Raw genomic sequence first — 19352 nt, 5'->3', positions numbered from 1 at the left:
AAACCCAAGCAGATAGAGCAAGGGTGGAGGCCGGTATGGTTCGGCCTCCACCCTTGTTTTTTCTGTGTTCGGCTTGCCTTATAAATATTTTTTCCGCAGATAATCCGCCTGTTCCTCTGTGATGCAGCCGCCCCAAAGGTTTGCGTTGATTGCTCCGTACAGTTCGTCACTGAGGCAGTCCAAATGAAGTACCTGTTCTTTCTCTCCCTGAAGCAATTCGGCAATTGCCTTCTGAATACTGGACGGAAGGTCTGCTTCCAGATCATCTTTCTCCATCGGTCGCTCCTCCGCTTCACTGGGATTGGGCAGGTTATTCGGTAATAAAAGTTCATCCATTGACATATTCAGTCCTTTCTATTACATATCGCCCACCATCTTGTTGATGTCGCCGTCGCCATCCACGACAGTGCCCTCGCCGCCACCGCCGTTATCGTCTATCCATCCGAAGCCAAGGAAGTATACCTGCTTCCTTCCGTCTACCACGCGGGTATCTCCCATTTGAGGAGAGGCCTCTTTGGGGGCAGGTGCGGACTCCTTTGGCTGTGGTTTCTGCCGTGCCGGGGCAGTCGGATTTACCGCTTGGGGGGCTGTGTCCTCGGCGGATTCGGGTTTCGGTTCCGGTGCACTTTGGGCGCATGGAGTATCGGCAGCTGTATCAGACACGCTGGATATTTCTTCAACAATTGTGGGTAAATTCGCCGTACAGTCGATTTGCGGCTCGGGCAGGGGTATTTCTCCTACCTCTTGCGTTACTTCGCACACGGCGCGGACGTGGGGCGCGGCGGGGGCCTCCTCTGGCAGGTGCTGAACGGTACCGGTACCCAGCAGAAGAAAAACCGTCGCCATCCCTGCCGCACCAATTGCGATTCTTGTTCTACGCTTCATCTGCCGCATCTCCCTCCCGCATAATAAAACGACCGTTCTCCTTGAGGGATTCCTCAGGCGGACGGTCGCTTTGGTAATGATGAAGCTGTGAGAGCAGTCTCCATGCCAGCCAGAAGCCACAGGCAAAGCTTTCTTTAGCATAGAACCCTGAAATCATATCTTTGCCGTCAATGATTTGCAGGATCAGCTTGCGTTCCGGCTTTTCCAAACTGCGGATGAGCTGCTGGTGGCATGCTTCAATTTTCTTCTGAATCTCTGCGTCAGGGACAAAGCGATTGTACCGGTCGTACAGCTCGTCCAATGGGTTTTGCATCTTGGTCACCTCCTATCAGTGACACAGGATACCACAAGAGCCCGCTGAAAGCTATTGGAAGTTTCGTGAATTCAGAAGTTTTTTAGCACGGCGATGCTCCCTATACCTGTCTGCCTGATGGATTCCGCATAGAGCGAGGGTGGAAACCAATGCATGGTTTTCACCCTCGCTCTTTCCGTACCTGTTTGCCATAGGGGTTCACATCATATCCCTATGAAGGTTAACCCTTTGATTCAGCGGGTTTTTGGTTTTCATCAGGATATCAGATTCCTGGAAGAGTATTTCTGGCGGAACTAGTTAATTTTATGCCCACATCACTTTTTCCTGTTATAAAAAAAGTCTTGCGCTAAGGTAAAATTCAGGTTATAATGTAATTACATTATAACAAAAATACTTTATGTCAAAATTACTTAGCTTGATTATTTCTTAATTCGACAGAATGTCAATTTCTAAATAGAGGCATACTAAATAACTGTAATTTAATCGCTATAGAGTCAATTTTTTTAATCGGGAGGACAAAAATGAAAAGTTTGGTTGTAGATGATAAGGGACAATTATCTGTAGTAGAGGTTTCGAAACCTGGTTACAACGAATATCAAATGCTGGTCAGGGTGCTGAGCTGCGGCGTTTGCAACGGTACAGATACAAAATTGATCCATGGCACCTTCAAGGGATTTGATACATATCCTGCCGTACTGGGACATGAGGGTGTGGGTGAGGTAATTGAGCTGGGGAGTAAAGTAAAATACTTTAAAAAAGGTGATATCGTCCTGCTGCCATTTCTTGAAGGAAAAACCGATCAATACTATTCCGGCTGGGGTGCTTTCTCCGAATATGCGGTTACAAGTGACTGGAAGGCCATGACAGAGGACGGAAAAGGTCCCGGTACGCCGGAATTCTCAGAAGGCTATTATGCACAACAGATAGTTCCGAAGGAAATAAATCCTGTCAGTGCCTCCATGATAGTAACCTTCCGTGAAGTATTAAGCGCAATCAAACGTTTTGGGATGGAAGCCAACAAGACACTTGTAATATTCGGAGCGGGACCGGTGGGTTTGTGCTTTACCAGAATTGCAAAACTTTTGGGTATAGGTCCTATCGTTTTGTTTGATGTTATAGATGAAAAATTGACCGAAGCAAAAAAGATGGGTGCAGACTATGTATTTAACAGCACAAAGGTCAATGTTTCAGAGGAGGTCCACAGGATACTTCCCGAGGGTGCGGATTTTGTCGTTGATGCAGTTGGTATTAACCAGCTCATCAACCAGGCAATGGAACTTATAAAATATAACGGTAAAATCTGCTGTTATGGCATATCACCCAAGCTGGGAATGGAATTGGACTGGAGCAAGGCGCCATACAACTGGACTCTTCAATTTGTACAATGGCCCTCGAAGTTTGAGGAAGCCGAAGCTCACAGACAGATAGTCAATTGGATACAGATGGGTGTGTTAAATCCTGATGACTTTATTTCAGATGTCATAGAATTCGATAGAATTCTGGATGCCTTCGAAATGGTGGAGAACAGGAAAGCAAAGAAAAAGATAGTTATTAAATTTTAATTTAATTAACAATTAGCGAAAGGCGGATTTTTAAATGAAGACTTCAAAACTATTTGCTTTACTGCCCGAATATGTATGTACTCCGGACGGAATGTCAATTGATAAGGACGGCAGCCTCATACTTGCCTGCCCCAATTATGCCGATCCAAGAATGCCCGGCTGTATTTTAAAAATAGATAAAAATAAAAACATTACAAAGTGGGTTGATGTTCCAACCCGTGAGGATACAGGACTTGCCTGTCCGATGGGGATTGAATTCGGACCTGACGGGGACCTCTATATCTGTGATAATCAGGGCTGGTCGGGAGCAGAAGAACTGCAGTCCAAAGGCAGAATACTGAGGCTGAAAATTGAAAACGGCAAAGTTGTGAAAACCACCGTTGTGGCTGATGGGATGGAACATCCCAACGGAATAAGGATAAGAGGAAATCATATATACGTTACACAAAGTATGCTGTCAAAGGTTAAAGATCCCTCGGGCCTGCTGGTAAGCTGCGTATACAGATTCCATCTGGAGGATGAAAATATTCAGATCACCAATACTCTTGAAGATAAAAATATATTAACCACATTCCTGACCTATAATAAAGACTGCCAGTACGGCGTTGACGGCATTGAGTTTGACAGGAACGGCGATCTGCTGATAGGAAATTTCGGAGACGGAGCGGTTTACAGGATCAAATTCAACGGAGACGGTTCGGTAAGGGAAAACAAAATCTGGGCTCAGGATCCGTCACAATTGCAGACCACCGACGGAATGATCATGGATGACGATGGAAACCTTTATATAGCAGATTTTTCGGCTAATGCTGTAGGCAAGATCTATCCTGACGGAAGGGTGGAAAGAATAGCACAAAGCCCCGACTCGGACGGTTTTAATGGTGAACTTGATCAGCCGGGAGAACCAATCATATGGAATGGAAAACTGATTCTTTCCTGCTTTGATCTGGTTACCGGTCCTGATAAAGTAAATACAAAACATGAACTTCCAGCCACCCTGGCCGAATTGGATATATAATTTCTTAAGGAGTGATTTTCTTGAAATATACAGCTCTAGGACGTACAGGCTTAAAGGTAAGCAGACTTTGCCTGGGAACCATGAATTTTGGTGTTGATACCGATGAAAAGGAAGCCTTTAAAATAATGGATGCTGCCCTTGATGCAGGCATAAACTTCTTTGACACGGCAAATATTTACGGCTGGGGCAAAAATGCGGGAACTACCGAAAGCATAATCGGACGCTGGTTTGCACAGGGAGGCAGCAGAAGAGAACGCGTAGTCCTGGCCACAAAGGTGCATGAGGATATCTGCGATCCCAATGACGGACCGAACTCGGCGGCAGGACTGTCGGCATATAAGATAAAAAGACATCTTGAGGGATCTTTAAAAAGACTGCAGACAGATTATGTAGAACTGTACTATATGCACCACATAGACAGAAATGTTACCTGGGATGAGCTGTGGCAGGCATTTGAAGTGCTGGTGGAGCAGGGCAGGATCTGTTATGTGGGTTCCAGCAACTTTGCCGGCTGGGACATTGCAGTGGCACAGGCAGAGGCGAAAGCCAGGCATTTCATGGGGCTGGTGTGTGAACAGCACAAGTACAATCTGAACTGCAGGCTCCCCGAACTGGAAGTGTTGCCGTCTGCAAAAGCTCACGGCATTGGTATAATCCCCTGGAGCCCGCTTGACAGCGGTTTGCTTGGCAGCAATGCTCTGAATGCATCAGGGAAGCGCAGCAGACAGCACCAGGACAGAATTGAGCAACAAAGAAAGCAATTGGAGGAATACAGTGCACTTTGCAGGGAATTGGGAGAACGTGAGGACAATGTAGCTCTGGCCTGGCTCATGGCTAATCCTGCCGTAACAGGTCCGGTCACAGGGCCCAGAACGCTTGAACAATTTGAACAATCCCTGAGATCAGTTGATATTGTACTGGATGAGACGGTTTTAAAGAGGCTGGATGAAATATTCCCGGGACCAGGCGGAGTGACACCAACGGCTTATGCATGGTAAGTCGGCACAATATTTGCGTATAAGAGGTGCAGTGATTAATGGGAAACTATATATTGGCTCATGATCTTGGAACAAGCGGAAATAAAGCTACGTTGTATGACTTTGAAGGTAAACTGCAGTCAAGCATAGTGTATGCATACGACACCTTTTATCCCGGACCCGGCTGTGTTGAACAGGACCCGGAGGACTGGTGGAAGGCGGTTTGCATTTCAACCAGGCAGCTGATTGAAAAGGCCGGAATAAACAAAAATGACATCGCCTGCATCACCTTCAGCGCGCAAATGATGGGCTGCCTGCTGGTGGACAGGGAAGGGAAGCCATTGAGAAATTCCATCATATGGGCCGATACACGTGCTGTAAAACAGGAGAAATTCATGCATTCGGTTCTGGACATGCATGAGACATATAAAATAACCGGCCACAGGATCAGTGCCTCCTACTCGGCTGCGAAAATGCTGTGGATCAAGGACAATCTGCCGGGATTGTACGGCAGAGCCTATAAGGTATTGCATGCCAAGGATTATATCATATTCAAGCTCACAGGCAATATGGTCACCGACTATAGTGATGCATCGGGCATGAACCTGTTTGATATAAACACAAAGGACTGGTCGGAGGAGATAATAAATGCCCTTGGAATTGAGAGGGGAATTCTTCCCGATGCACATCCTTCTACCGATATTGCCGGCGTGGTTTCACCAAAGGCGGCTTCCGAGATAGAACTCACAGCCGGAATCCCGGTGGTTATCGGAGGTGGGGACGGAAGCTGTGCCGCTGTTGGAGCAGGTGTTGTTGAAGAAGGAAAAGCATACAATGTGGTAGGTTCATCCTCCTGGATCGCTCTTGCTACGGACAAACCGATCTATGATGACAAAATGAGAACCTTCAACTGGGTGCATCTTGACCCCAAGATGTATTCTCCCTGCGGAACCATGCAGAGCGCAGGCTATTCGTACAATTGGCTCAAGAATACACTTTGTGACATGGAAGTAATGGATGCAGGGCAAAAAGGTGTAAACCCGTATAGTATAATCGACAACAAAGTTCTCAATTCACCGCCCGGCGCCAACTCTCTGCTGTTTTTGCCCTATTTGCTGGGAGAGCGCAGCCCCCGCTGGAACCCTGATGCAAAAGGTGCTTTTGTGGGGCTGACCATGACAAGCTCAAAGGAAGATATCCTGCGCTCGGTACTGGAGGGTGTGGGTTATAATTTAAAGGTTATTCTTGATATATTAAATAACTATGCTGAGGTAAATGAAGTTACAGTTATCGGAGGAGGAGCTAAAGGCAAAGTCTGGCTCCAGATATTGGCAGACATATGGCAGAAGCCCGTGGTGATACCAGAATATATGGAGGAAGCCACCTCAATGGGAGCTGCCGTATGCGGAGGCATAGGAATAGGTGCCTTCAGCGATTTCAAGATTATAAACAAACTGAATAAGGCAAAGAATACCATACTGCCAAGAACCGAGTACTCCGGTATATATTCCCGTCTGTTTGAAATATTCAATGACACTTATAAAGCCCTTGAGCCGATATTTGAAAAGTTACCGGTATGGGACAAAGGCTTATAAATGCTTGAAAACCCCTTTTTTGCAAAATTATATAAGGTAGTTATAGAAATAGTAAATATTTTAGTATATAATGTTATTACATTATTATATATTGAACATGTAACAAAGTTATATAACGAGGCAGCGGATATCTGGGACATGGTCAAAGGTCACCTTTGGTGGCCATGGACACATTGGCCTCGTTGAAACGCATTGAGGTAATAAAATAAACAGAAAGCAAGGGATTCAGTAATGGATTTGAAAAGCGGGTCATACAAATTAGATAAAAATATACCGGTACCTCTGTACTATCAATTAAAGAAGCTGCTTATTGACGAAATAAACAATAAGAGACTGAAAGTGGGAGACAGTATACCTACCGAGGCTGAGTTCTGTGAGCATTTGAATATCAGCAGGCCGACCATCAGGCAGGCTTTAAGCGAATTGGTGTCGGAGGGTTACCTGCAAAGGCTGAAAGGCAAAGGCACCTTCGTTTCCAGACCAAAGATAGATGAGAGATTTTTTCAGCACCTTCAGAGCTTTAACAATGAAATGCTGCAAAAGGGTCTGACACCTACAACACAGATACTGGATCTCAAGGTTATAAAGGGTATAGCCGGCATATGTGAGAAACTGAATATTGAAGTTGAGGATGAACTGGTGTATCTGCGAAGGGTCAGATACGCAGATGAGGAGCCGGTTGTATATCTGGAGACCTACCTGCCGTACAAATATTGCAGGGGAATCATTGAAGAAGACTTTGTCAATAATTCACTATATTCCATTCTCGAAGAAAAATATAATATAAAAATATTCAAGGTTGTCAGAAAAATAGAAGCTGTTAATGCCGACGATCAGGTTGCAAGGCTTCTGCATATCAAGAAAAATCAGGCTCTGTGTCTGGTTAAAACAACAGCTTATACCGAAGATGATATTCCCTCGGAGTATTCCATAGCAAGGTATAGGGGAGACAGAAACCAATTTACCGTCGAGCTGTACAGATAAAACAACTATTTAAATTCATTAAAGTTATTTCAGTATTGTATTTTTATACTGCTGAATGTAATGACAATAGAACAATAAGAGTTAATTAAATATTTACTATATTACAAAAAATAGAAATGAAATTTTGGGCAATATAAAAATAGCCTGGATAAGCATTAATTTGCTTATTAAATATAGTACTATTATTTTTTGCACAACGTTAATACCGGATTTATTTTGGTGCAGCGTTATATTTAATTGAAGGGAGGTTCAATAATTTAGTCATTTGGTAGCATTATAATTTCTATATTTAGAAAATTGGGAGGAAAAATCATGAACAAAAATTTGAATTTCAGAAAAGTAGTCAGCTTGACCGCTGCAATAGCAATGACGGTGACGATGCTGGCAGGCTGCGGAAGCAATAATGAACAGGCTGCGCAAAGTTCGGGGCAGGCTCAGACTACAACAAGCACAGCTGCCGAAAGTACAGCCGCAGAAAGTACATCACAGACAGGTGCCCTTAAAGGCGAAATCACCCAATGGGTTTGGGGTGACTATGAAAAGAAAGGTGCTGTAGACTTTACTAAGACATATCCGGATATAAAAGTTAACTATGTAATGGTTCCGCAGAATGACTATGTTAAAAAATTACAGACCACAGCAGCATCAAACGGTGATATGCCTGATGTAGCAAATCTTGAAATGACTGCCAGAGGAAGTCTTGCCAACCTGGACATCTGGGAAAAGCTGGACGCGGCTCCATATAATTTGAATAAGGATGATTTAGTTCCATTTGCAATTCCAATTTCACAAAATAAAAAAGGTGACATAGTTTGTGTACAGATCGACAACTGTGTAGGGGGATATGCCTATAACCGCGAACTGGCCAAAAAGTATTTTGGCACCGATGATCCTGCCGAATTGGAAAAAGTACTTACAAATTGGGATGTTTTCGTACAGAAGGGTAAGGAGATCTCTGAAAAGAGCGGTGGAAAGAACTTCCTCTTTGCCGGTTCAGATGATGCCTACTATGCATTGATAGGCTTATACACCAAAGAGCCATGGGTGCAGGACAAAAAGCTGAATCTTGATACAACGGTACTCCCCACAATGAAATATATTGAACAGATGATCAAGGATAAAGCATTAGGCAAATATGTAATGTGGACTCCTGCATGGAATTCCTCCTTTGCTTCCAACACAGTTGTATTCTATGCTGCACCTACCTGGTTTGTTCCATTTGTAATGAAAGCCAACGATAAGGATGCAAACGGCAAATACGGTCTCATAACACCTCCAAACGGCGGCTACAGCTGGGGTGGTACGGCTTACGGTATTCCAAAGGAAAGCAAGAACAAGGAACTGGCCTGGACATATATCAAATGGTTCACAATGTCCAGGGAGGGATCGGAAGGTTTCTTCAGAACACAGGGAACCCCGACGCTTTATTCGAAAGTTTATGATACCGGCCTTTATACAAATGATGCAAACAAAGACCCATACTTCGGCGGACAGAACATAATGCAGAAATACATGGAAATCGCAAAGAATCCAAATACACAGACCAGACCGATGACAGAGTATGATGCAGGAATATATGATTCAATAGTTGTAGTGCTCAGAGCAATGGACACAGGACTTTCAGCAGACCAGGCATTACCCAAGCTGAAAGCCGACATAATTAAAAAATTCCCTGAATTGCAGCAGTAATAGCATGTAAAGCTGTCTCAAAATGAGATGATCGCAATACGTGAATTACTGATAAGTGTGAAAGTACAACTTCAATAAATGGAAAGTTCCATTTATTGAAGTTGGTACTTCCGTCAATGTCCTACCATTCGTACATTCAATATATTAACAATACTTTTAAAAGTGAAGGTGAGATGATTGGTTAAGAATTTAACTTATAAAACCGGACAATCAAGTAAAGGCATTTCATCAAATAAAATAAATTTAGGTACAAAGATAGCACCCTACATTTTTATATCTCCATATTTTTTAATTTGGATTGCTTTTACCATATTCCCAATACTGTTTACTTTTTATATAAGTCTTACAGATTGGAATGGTTTTGATAAAAAGATTTTTGTAGGATTACAAAATTATGTACACTTAATAAAGGATGAACGATTTTACAGCGCTTTAGGAAATACTCTTCTATTCATGGTTATGATAATTCCGGTGCAGATTTTTCTCGGAATGGTTATAGCGGCAATGTTAAGCAACAAAAATATGATAGGAAAAAACACCTTCAGATTATTTAATTTTTTACCCTACCTTACAACTCCGGTAGCACTTGGTTTAATATTCGGTATTCTGTTTGATTACCAGTTCGGAAATATTAACGCAGTGCTGTCAGGCTTAGGATTGATTAAAGAGAATATTAACTGGCTTGGAGAACCCTGGCCGTCAAGAATAATGATCAGTTTGATTACAATATGGAGATATTACGGGTATACTTCGATTCTGTTCCTGGCAGGAATAACAAACATTAGTCCTGAGCTTTATGAGGCCGGAGATATAGATGGTGCAAATCCAGTACAGAAGTTTTTCAAAATTACGGTACCTCTGCTTAAACCGGTTTTTATATTTGTAGTTCTTACCACAATGATAGGATGCTTCCAGATATTTGAGGAACCCTTCATGATGTTTACCTCGCAGGGACAGCCTTTGGTGGGAGGACCGGAAAATGCCAGTCTCACCGGCGTTTGGTTGATGTATGACACCGCCTTCGGCACAGTTATGAATTTTGGATACGGATCTACAATAGCATATGGACTGTTCGTATTCATTGGATTTTTAACCGTTATTGCCAACCATATTATGAAGAGAGGTGAGGACTGATGTCAAAGAAAAAAGGTCTTAATATAATTGGTTTTGTATTGATATTATTGATCTCGGTTGTGGCCATATTACCTTTTTATACAATGTTAATAATGGGAACTTACTATACAAACGACCTCTTTACAGGAATGAAGTTTATTCCGGGAAATTATCTTGGTGAAAATATAAAAACACTTTTTTCCATAGATATTCTGGCTTTCTATAAAAATTCAATCATGGTTGCAGGAGGCTCTGCAATATTAACGGTTATTGTCTGTGCCATGGCCGGATTTGCCTTTGCAAAATATAAATTCCTGTTCAAGAAAACATTATTCTCATCTGTAATGGTTACAATGATGATTCCCATGCAGCTGGGACTTGTGGCTTTTGTTATAGAAATGCAGGCCGTAGGCTGGAGAAATTCTCTTCTCCCGTTGATCATACCGCCGGCTGCCAGCGCCTTCGGCGTATTCTGGATGACACAGTTCGCAAGCTCGGCCATTCCGGATGAAGTAATGGAAAGTGCCAGGATAGACGGCTGTAATGAATTTACATTGTTTGTGAAAATAGCACTGCCGTTTATGAGAGCCGCGTGCATGACACTTGCCCTCCTGGCTTTTCTATGGTCATGGAATAATTTATTGACTCCATTGGTTGTAATAAGCAATGAAAGTCTGTATACAATTCCGCTTGGAATCCGCCAGCTTTCCACAACCTTTAGAAATGACACCGCGGCGCAGGTGCTGGGCCTGTCCCTGACAACACTTCCCATACTGCTGCTGTTCTCTGCCTTCTCAAAGAGCTTGATAAGCGGTCTTTCAGCAGCGGCAGTCAAGGGATAAAAATAAACCTGGAGGAGGAGTAAATTTGTTTAATAAATTATCAATAGGCTTATGGGTAATGGACTCCGCATATAATTACGACACTTCAAAGGACGCCGCTCTGCAAAAGCTTGAGAAGGCTTCTGAAATTGAAGGTTTGAACGGAGTCGAACTGGTTTATCCCACACATATTAATGAAAAGAATTACAAAGATGTAAAGCGGTTTTGCAGCGATAAGAATATTCAGGTAATGTCGGTAAATCCCAATGTCTGGGATGGAGAGGACTTTCAAAAAGGTGCCTTTACCTCCGGAGATCCGGCGGCCCGCAAAAGAGCCGTTGATTACTCCAGAACTGCAGTGGACCTTGGTAAGGAGCTGGGAGCCGGTCAAATGTGTTTATGGCCCGGACAGGACGGCTTTGATTATCCGTTCCAGGATAATTATGAGGATATATGGCAATATGAAAAGGATGGCATTAAAGCCGTTGCCGATTACGATAAAAATTACAAAATAGCCATTGAGTATAAGGCAAGAGAACCCAGAAGCCACATATTACTGGATAGTACCAGTACGGTTTTGATGTTTTCAAAGCTTATCAAAGCTGAAAATGTCGGTGTCAATCTTGATTTCGGACATGCGCTTCTGGCCGGGGAAAATCCGGGAGAGGCAGTGGTTAAGTCAATGAATGCCGGTAAGCTCTTCGGAGTTCATATCAATGATAATTATGGAAATACCGATGAGGATATGATTTTTGCATCGGTGCATCACATAGAAACTCTCGAATTTATTTATTATCTCAAAAAGTTGAAATATGACGGGTGGATATCCCAGGAATTCGACGCGAGGAAGGTAGATCCCATAAAAGCCTGCAGTCATTGTTTCAACACTTTGAAAATTTTTGAGAATATAGCAGATAAAATAAATATGAAAGCATTGCTGGAGGCACAAAAAAATTCGGATTCCCTGGAAAGTCAAAAGATAATTGCCAGAGCAATGCTCGCGGCCAATTAACCTCCTTTATCCGCTACATAACGGATGAGGGAGTGAAAGGATTTTATTACAGTTTTGTGGCCGCTATGCGGCTCAAAGCCATAATATGGTTGGGAGGTTAATATGGAAAATGATAGTGTAATCCGGAAAGTAAAACAGGCTCTTTTGAGTATGCAAAGATATTCCTGGGAGCAGGGAGTAGCAGCACAGGCATTTTTGGAAATGGGAGAAAAAGAGCTGGTGATTCAGATGTCAAAAGCAGCAGTGCTGAACCAGCTTGCCGACGGCAGGCTTGCAGCAATCGGAAATATATCGGCTGTAACCGATCCTGCCGGAATCGGTGAAGCTGTGCTCTATGCCTCGGAAGTGACCAAAGACCCTGAACTGGGCTCTGCAGTACAAAAACTTTTAAACTGGTTGTTGGAAAAGGCTCCAAGGAACAGGGACGGAATAATATATCATGTCATAGAAAAACCACAGATGTGGGTCGATTCCTTTTATATGTCTCCTCCTTTCCTGTCTGCCGCAGGCTATCATCAGGAGGCCCTGAAACAAATTAAAGGCTATATCTCTCTTCTTTTTAATCCTGAAAAAAAGTTGTTTTCACATATATGGGATGAGAGCAAAAACGATTTTGCCAGAGGAGACTGCTGGGGAGTGGGAAACGGATGGGCCCTGGCCGGGATCACAAGAGTTATTGCCACGCTTCCTGAGGAATTTAACGCCGAAAAGCATGAACTGATAAACTTTGTTAAAACGGTACTGGACTCCTGTTTGGGCCATATGAGAACAGACGGACTTTTTCATGATGTCCTGAACAACAAGGATTCCTTTATAGAAACCAACCTGGCCCAGATGGCGGCTTATACCATTTACAGGGGAATGAAGGCCGGCTGGCTCGGCGATGTGTACCTGACCTTTGCAGAAACCATGAGAAATGCTGCGCATGCCAAAGTGGACGACCTCGGATTTGTTCAGGGGGTGTGTGGTGCACCTTTTTTTGACAGACCGGGGATAGCAGCCGAAGGGCAGTCCTTCTTCCTGCTAATGGAGGCAGCGGCACAGGAATTTTACAAATCTCGTTGATATATAACCACAATTTATATATAAAATTTATAGACAGGAAGGCGGTTTATATGGAATTTACCAGCGCAACGCAGCCTACAATGTATTTTATAGGCGTTACAACAACAAAATCATCTATTATGAAAGTCTTTCCTCTATGGGCGGAGGAACTTGGTTTAAAGGATGCGGTTATAAAGGGAATAGATATTGAAATTCATGCCGATCCGCAAAAATACCGTGATACCGTAGAGTTTATCAAAAACGACAAACTGTCTCTTGGAGCTTTGGTCACCACCCATAAATTAGATTTATATAATGCCGCCAGAAGAAGCTTCGAATATCTTGATACATACGCCGAAATGTTCGAAGAATTGTCCTCCATCTCCAAAAAGGACGGAAGGCTGGAAGGTTATGCAAAGGACCCTATTTCCAGCGGTTTGGCCATGGAGAACTTTATTCCAGAAAACTTCTGGAAGGAGCATGGCGGCGAGGTATTGATAATGGGAGCAGGCGGAAGTGCCCTGGCCATAAGTTCATATCTCATGAAAAAGGAACACGGGGATAATATTCCCTCCAAAATAATTATTACCAACAGAAGCCGGGAAAGGCTGGATTCTGCAAAAGCCAAGCTGGACGGCATGCACCCTGGCGTAAAGCTGGAGTACTATTTATGCCCCGAAGCAAAGGATAACGATGAAGTAATGAAAAATATGAAGCCATATTCTTTAATAATAAATGCGACAGGGCTGGGCAAGGACAGGCCAGGGTCACCTCTTACCGACGGATGCCTGTTTCCTGAAAACAGCCTTGTATGGGAACTCAATTACCGCGGTGACCTGAAATTTATGGTTCAGGCCGGGGAACAAAAGGAAAAGCGCAATTTATTTATTGAGGACGGATGGATCTATTTTATACATGGCTGGACTCAGGTTATATCAGAAGTATTCCATGTTGATATAAAAGGTGAAAAACTCGAAAGACTGGAAAAACTTGCAAACAGTTTAAGGTGAGGTGATATATATGGATGACATTGAGACAAACTGGGATCAGGCGTTTACTGTTGATTTTGATTTGATTAACGGGCTGTCCGGCACTAAAAACTCTACCAAAAGAAAGCTGTCCCAGATGAAAAATATGTTCTCGGATACCGGGGCATGTAAAGCTGTTTTGGAGAAAGATGATCCCGTAATATATGAATTTTATGAGCTGGGAGCTCCGGAAAATTCAGGAGATCTGGCTTTTGGCACAAGCATTACCTACCCCGGAAAGGTAGGCAACGAATATTACATGACAAAAGGACATTTTCACAGTATTCTTGAAACAGCCGAAGTGTATTATTGTTTAAGCGGGAAGGGATATATGCTTCTGGAAAATCCGGAGGGGGACTGGAAACTGGAGGAACTTACCCCCGGAAAAGTCGTTTACGTTCCGCAGAGATATGCACATAGAAGTATCAATACGGGAAAAGAACCCTTTATTACCTTCTTTACCTTCAGAGCAGACGCCGGACATGATTATAAAACCATCGAGACAAAAGGCTACAGAAAGATAGTCGTTGAAGAGAACGGCGTACCTGTAGTCCGTGATAATCCAAAATGGGATTAAAAATTGAATATGAAAAGGGTGAGTTTATGAAGATTTTGGTTACACCGACTTCATTAGGAAACAATAAAAATTCTGAAGCTGTCAGGCTGATAGAGGATTTTGCCGATGAGGTCGTATTCAATCCCTATGGCCATCCGCTGACCGAAGAAGAACTGATTCCGCTGCTGGATGGTGTTGACGGGTATATTGCGGGTCTTGATTATATAACTGAAAATGTGATAAAAAAAGCTCCGGATAGTTTAAAGGTAATTTCCAGATACGGAGTCGGTTTTGAAAGAGTTGATATCAGGGCGGCCGGAGAAAGAGGTATCCTTGTTACAAACACACCGGGCGCCAACTCGGAATCGGTTGCAGATATGGCAATAGGGCTGATGATAGCTGTTGCCAGGAAAATAACCTTTCTGGATTCCCAGGTTAAAACTGAAAAATGGCCCAGAACCTCCGGCAAGGAAATATTCAAAAAGACAATGGGGATTCTTGGGCTCGGAGCCATAGGAAAAGCAGTGGCACTGCGCGCCAGGGGGTTTTCAATGAATATCCTTGCCTATGATCCCTATTTTGATGAGAATTTTGCAAATGAACACAATATCAGGAAATGTACTTTGCAAGAAGTAATAAGCCAGTCTGATTTCATATCTTTACATCTTCCAATTACAGAAAACACTCTTAATATCATAAATGAAAATGCCATTAGCCGGATGAAGGACGGAGTAATTATTATTAATACTTCAAGAGGCGGCCTCATAAATGAGCAGGCAGCATATGACGGGTTGAAATCGGGAAAAATCGGAGGGATGGGCCTGGATGCATTCGATAAGGAACCTCCGGGAATATCCCCTCTGTTTGAATTTAATAATGTAATAGCAACACCCCATGCCGGAGCACATACCGGTGAGGCAGTTGAAAAGATGGCTCTGATGTCGGCGCAGAACGTGATAGATATCCTGTCAGGGAAGGACGACTGCCGTTTTATTGTAAACGGGTGTTATATACAAAAATAGTTAACTTTCAAGCCGTTTCGAGTAAATTGCATGCTGGCGGCTTGAAAGATTCCAGTAACATGTGGAGGGTATTATGAAAACAAAAAGTGAAATTATCAAAAGTATTAAAGAGGCCGGATTGGTTGCCGTCATAAGAGCAGAAAGTGCCGGGGAGGCTTCAAAAATAATTGAAGCCTGTGTCAAGGGCGGTGTTACTTCAATTGAAATAACTTTTACCGTACCGGGTGCTGAAAGTATAATTAAAGAGTTGACAGCCAGCTATGATGCTGCAAAAGTACTTATCGGCGCAGGAACAGTGCTGGATTCGGAAACTGCCAGAATAGCCATATTGTCTGGAGCACAATATATTGTAAGTCCCTGCTTCGATTCCGAAACAGCGAAATTATGCGGGAGATATAATATAGCTTACATTCCGGGAGCAATGACAATAAAGGAGACGGTGCAATGTATGGAGGCAGGTGCCGAAATTGTGAAGATATTCCCCGGAGAATTGTTCGGACCTAAGATCATAAAAGCAATCAAGGGACCTTTGCCCCATGCACAGCTTATGCCTACAGGGGGAGTCAGTGCTGAAAATGTTGCAGAATGGATCAAGGCCGGAGCCGTGGCTGTGGGAGCAGGAGGCAGTCTGACAGCAGGTGCCAGGACAGGTGATTTTGATGCAATAACCCGGACTGCTGAAGAATTTATTAAAAGAATCAAACTGGCGAGGGAATGATTTTATGATCCAAACAGTATCAGGCAGTATAAACCAGCATGAGTTGGGTTATTGCCAGTGTCATGAGCATTTGTTTATACGAAGGGGCAAATCCTATGATATCAACCGGGCATTATATATGGATGACCTGGATAAGTCGACCCGGGAACTGCTCCTGTACAAAGAGTCGGGCGGGAGAGGCATTGTGGATGCCCAGCCTGTGGGCTGCGGAAGGATGGCCGATTATCTCATGAGGGCATCACAAGCTTCGGGAGTTAATATTATTGCATCTACCGGATTTCATAAACTTGTGTTCTATGAAGCTGACCATTGGATTTATAAAATAAGTCAGAACCAATTGACACAGCTGTTCCTGGACGAAATGCAAATCGGAATGTTTGCTGACGGCGACTCCGGAGCTCCCTTGTTAAGGACGGGGGCAAAGGCCGGAATTATTAAGACGGCAGCTGAGGGGAACGGTGTAGACGATAAACACAAAAAACTGTTTTCCTCGGCAGCAGAAGTTTCGCTGCTGACGGGGGCACCTGTCATGTGCCATATGGAGAACAGAAATGATGCATTAAGCGTGGTACGGTTCCTTACCGATTTAAAGGTTCCTGCATCAGGTATTATATTATGCCACCTGGACCGTGCATTTTATGATCCCTCCTTTCATATTGAGATGGTTCAGGCCGGGGTTTTTCTGGAGTATGACACCATCGGAAGACCTAAGTACCACAGTGATGAAAAAGAAATAGAATTGCTCCTGAAACTTATTGGTACCGGATACGCTTCACAGATCCTGATTGGTCTCGATACCACAAACCAGCGCCTGTCAAGCTACGGCGGAATGATTGGACTGGACTACATTCTCAATGATTTTATATTTAAGATGCTTAATGCAGGCATATCAAGACAGGAGATAAATAAATTGACCTGCGAGAATCCTGCAAAGGCTCTGTCAATTAGGGTCGCCTGATATTGATAACACACTCCGGCTATAAAGTTTTTTATTGCTGTCCCATTGACAGGCAGCAATATTTTTATGCCCTCCCAATAAATGTTAAGAAAAATTATGCTGACATATTCATTGTAATAAACTCTGTTAAACTGATATGATATACTAAACATAACGAGGCAATAGATGTCCTCCATCTTTGCCTCGTTGAAACGCGCAAAGGTTATAAGTTATAAATACTGAGTTACCCATTGGGAGGGAATATGAGGTTTTTTAAAAAATTACCCATTACCACGCAGCTTATAATTAACGGAGTGCTGACTCTGATTGTATTGATAGCCATATTGTCCCAGTCTTACTATAGCATTTCGGATATAATGGTAAGAAAAAATAAGAATTATACCGCCGAAATGACTTCAACCATCCAGTATAGTGTTGCAAGATACACACAGGAATTGAGAAGCATCCTGCAGAATATCGGATATGATACAAATACACAAAAAATATATTCAAGCAATTCCCTGATGGATTCCTACACTGCAGGACAGGCCCTGACGGTTATGGCAGGTAACATGGTAAATATCAAGAAGGACATATTTGATATTGCCATAATCGGTGAGAACGGAAAATACTTTACAATGAACGGCAATTATGATGTTGTACGGGATCTTATGAAGTCGGTTCCCGACGATGGGAAAATCTATAATACCGGCTTTGAAAAGCTGAATATATTCAATAAGGACAGTAAAATGTTCTTCATGTTCGGGATGTACTTTTACTCCTCCTACGATTCCGAATCTTTTGCCAAAAAGCTTGGCTTTGCCTCAATAATGGTTGATCTAAATTCCATTTTTAATGAAATAAACAAAATATCAAACAATACCGAAATCAAATATTACCTGATGGATAAAAACGGGATGCTGTATGCACCTAAAGACCCGCTGGGCATTAACAACAACCAGGGGATCAAGGATTTGCTGTTCAACCAGAAAAACAGTTCCTCCCAGCAGATTATTGAAATAAACGGGTACAAATACATTGTTAATATGAGTAATATTCCTGAAATCGAGGGCAAAATAGTAAGCTTTGTTCAGGAAAAACAGTTGTTTTCGGAGATTGATCAAACAAGGGCCAGAATACTTAAAATTTTTTCCATGTCCATAATTATAATATGTCTTTTATTCTTTTTCACAATAAATAATATTACAAAGCCCATTCAGAAGCTCATATTCTTTATGAACAATATTAAATCAGGAAGTATAAAGGATCTGAGGAAGAAGGTAAAACTTGAGGGAAGCTCGGAAATAAACATTCTGGAATATGAGTTTAACAGTATGATGAATGAAATAAATAACCTGACCAGGCGTCTGTTTGAAACCAGCTCAAAGCTCTACGAGGTGGAACTGCAGAAGGACAAGGCCGAGCTTGCATATTTGAGAAGCCAGATAAATCCCCATTTCCTGTATAACACGCTGGAGGTTATGAAGGGCATATCTCTTGAAGAGGGTGTGGACAAACTGTATGAGATGTCAAAGGCGCTGGCGCTTATATTCCGGTATAGTGCAAACGGGTCAAATATTGTGAAGCTGAACGATGAAATCAACATTATCCGTGCTTACATTCAGATACATATAATAAGATTCGGCAGCAGACTTGAAGCCAACTTTGATTTTGAGGAGAGGACACTGGATGCAGATATTCTCAAAATGATTTTGCAGCCCCTGGTGGAAAATGCCATCTACCATGGGATTGAACCAAAAAGAGACAAGGGTATTCTATGGGTGGGAAGTAAGTTTGAAGACGGCAAGCTTCTCATATGGGTGGAGGACAACGGACTGGGAATAGATCAGGCAAAGCTTGACAGAATAAAAGCCAAACTGGCCGAATCTCCTCATATTTTGTCTGAACAAAAACAGGACAGAACCATGGGTGACAGCATAGGCATATATAATGTAAATAACAGGTTGAAGCTTACATACGGAATCCAATTTGGATTGAATATTGAAAGCAGGAAAGGTGAGGGCACAAGAGTCACAATTACCATTCCGGGGATAGGGGTTTAAATGTGTGATAGAGGA

20 protein-coding genes are annotated in these 19352 nt (G+C 42.8%); 16 read left to right on the top strand and 4 right to left on the bottom strand.

Translation table 11 applies throughout. From position 1 onward, the window contains the following. Nucleotides 1–78: 78 nt before the first annotated feature. From T344_RS30745 to T344_RS31135, 4 genes are all read right to left on the bottom strand, one after another. Nucleotides 79–276, bottom strand: a complete 198-nt coding sequence (locus tag T344_RS30745; protein ID WP_340140758.1) for a hypothetical protein — start codon at nt 274–276, stop codon at nt 79–81. Between the two features lie 81 nt (nt 277–357). Further along, a complete protein-coding gene (locus T344_RS31815) occupies nt 358–846 on the bottom strand; it encodes a DUF6550 family protein (protein WP_340140759.1) in 489 nt (162 codons plus the stop codon). A gap of 28 nt (nt 847–874) precedes the next feature. Next, the gene (locus T344_RS0112100; RefSeq protein ID WP_027628941.1) at nt 875–1198 is read right to left on the bottom strand and encodes a DUF6809 family protein; all 324 of its coding nucleotides are present in this window, start codon (nt 1196–1198) and stop codon (nt 875–877) included. A 51-nt stretch (nt 1199–1249) separates the two neighbouring features. Then, nucleotides 1250–1390, bottom strand: coding sequence for a hypothetical protein (locus T344_RS31135; RefSeq protein ID WP_162178035.1), 141 nt, complete (start codon nt 1388–1390; stop codon nt 1250–1252). A 329-nt stretch (nt 1391–1719) separates the two neighbouring features. On the opposite strand from T344_RS31135, the gene T344_RS0112095 reads away from it, so the two are divergent. The 16 genes from T344_RS0112095 (at nt 1720) to T344_RS0112015 (ending at nt 19337) form a co-directional block, all read left to right on the top strand. Beyond that, complete coding sequence (locus tag T344_RS0112095) at nt 1720–2760, top strand: zinc-dependent alcohol dehydrogenase (RefSeq protein WP_027628940.1); 1041 nt, start codon at nt 1720–1722, stop codon at nt 2758–2760. 34 nt (nt 2761–2794) lie between these two features. Beyond that, nucleotides 2795–3778, top strand: coding sequence for an SMP-30/gluconolactonase/LRE family protein (locus tag T344_RS0112090; RefSeq protein ID WP_027628939.1), 984 nt, complete (start codon nt 2795–2797; stop codon nt 3776–3778). A 20-nt stretch (nt 3779–3798) separates the two neighbouring features. Continuing rightward, nucleotides 3799–4776: an aldo/keto reductase gene (locus T344_RS0112085; RefSeq protein WP_027628938.1), complete on the top strand. Its 978-nt coding sequence runs from the start codon at nt 3799–3801 to the stop codon at nt 4774–4776. 38 nt (nt 4777–4814) lie between these two features. Next, nucleotides 4815–6350 (top strand): xylulokinase, encoded by a 1536-nt coding sequence (xylB, locus tag T344_RS0112080; protein WP_027628937.1) that lies wholly within the window; start codon nt 4815–4817, stop codon nt 6348–6350. Nucleotides 6351–6581: 231 nt separating this feature from the next. Continuing rightward, complete coding sequence (locus T344_RS0112070) at nt 6582–7334, top strand: GntR family transcriptional regulator (protein WP_027628935.1); 753 nt, start codon at nt 6582–6584, stop codon at nt 7332–7334. Between the two features lie 312 nt (nt 7335–7646). Continuing rightward, entirely contained in the window at nt 7647–9023 is a 1377-nt protein-coding gene (locus tag T344_RS0112065) for an ABC transporter substrate-binding protein (protein WP_027628934.1), read from the top strand. Between the two features lie 453 nt (nt 9024–9476). Next, the gene (locus T344_RS0112060) at nt 9477–10157 is read left to right on the top strand and encodes a carbohydrate ABC transporter permease (RefSeq protein ID WP_200859459.1); all 681 of its coding nucleotides are present in this window, start codon (nt 9477–9479) and stop codon (nt 10155–10157) included. After that, nucleotides 10157–10978 carry a carbohydrate ABC transporter permease gene (locus T344_RS0112055; protein ID WP_027628932.1) on the top strand — a complete coding sequence of 274 codons (822 nt, stop codon included), beginning with the start codon at nt 10157–10159 and terminating at the stop codon, nt 10976–10978. The genes T344_RS0112060 and T344_RS0112055 overlap by 1 nt, the downstream gene beginning before the upstream one ends. 25 nt (nt 10979–11003) lie before the next feature. After that, the gene (locus tag T344_RS0112050) at nt 11004–11969 is read left to right on the top strand and encodes a sugar phosphate isomerase/epimerase family protein (RefSeq protein WP_027628931.1); all 966 of its coding nucleotides are present in this window, start codon (nt 11004–11006) and stop codon (nt 11967–11969) included. 102 nt (nt 11970–12071) lie between these two features. Next, nucleotides 12072–13034, top strand: a complete 963-nt coding sequence (locus T344_RS0112045) for a glycoside hydrolase family 88 protein (protein WP_027628930.1) — start codon at nt 12072–12074, stop codon at nt 13032–13034. Between the two features lie 50 nt (nt 13035–13084). Further along, complete coding sequence (locus tag T344_RS0112040) at nt 13085–14023, top strand: shikimate dehydrogenase family protein (RefSeq protein WP_027628929.1); 939 nt, start codon at nt 13085–13087, stop codon at nt 14021–14023. 10 nt (nt 14024–14033) lie between these two features. Beyond that, a complete protein-coding gene (locus T344_RS0112035) occupies nt 14034–14618 on the top strand; it encodes a glucose-6-phosphate isomerase (protein WP_027628928.1) in 585 nt (194 codons plus the stop codon). A gap of 26 nt (nt 14619–14644) precedes the next feature. Further along, nucleotides 14645–15619, top strand: coding sequence for a phosphoglycerate dehydrogenase (locus T344_RS0112030; protein WP_027628927.1), 975 nt, complete (start codon nt 14645–14647; stop codon nt 15617–15619). Between the two features lie 73 nt (nt 15620–15692). After that, nucleotides 15693–16337 (top strand): bifunctional 2-keto-4-hydroxyglutarate aldolase/2-keto-3-deoxy-6-phosphogluconate aldolase, encoded by a 645-nt coding sequence (locus T344_RS0112025; protein ID WP_027628926.1) that lies wholly within the window; start codon nt 15693–15695, stop codon nt 16335–16337. 4 nt (nt 16338–16341) lie between these two features. Next, nucleotides 16342–17295: a phosphotriesterase family protein gene (locus T344_RS0112020; protein ID WP_051571794.1), complete on the top strand. Its 954-nt coding sequence runs from the start codon at nt 16342–16344 to the stop codon at nt 17293–17295. 242 nt (nt 17296–17537) lie between these two features. Next, on the top strand, nt 17538–19337 hold the full coding sequence (locus T344_RS0112015; RefSeq protein WP_027628924.1) for a sensor histidine kinase: 1800 nt from the start codon (nt 17538–17540) through the stop codon (nt 19335–19337). The last annotated feature ends 15 nt before the right edge of the window (nt 19338–19352 follow it).

This window comes from Ruminiclostridium cellobioparum DSM 1351 = ATCC 15832, assembly GCF_000621505.1.
GTDB lineage: Bacteria > Bacillota > Clostridia > Acetivibrionales > DSM-1351 > Ruminiclostridium > Ruminiclostridium cellobioparum.
The sequence above is the reverse complement of the archived record's forward strand: the minus strand, read 5'-3'. Positions and strand labels throughout refer to the sequence as shown.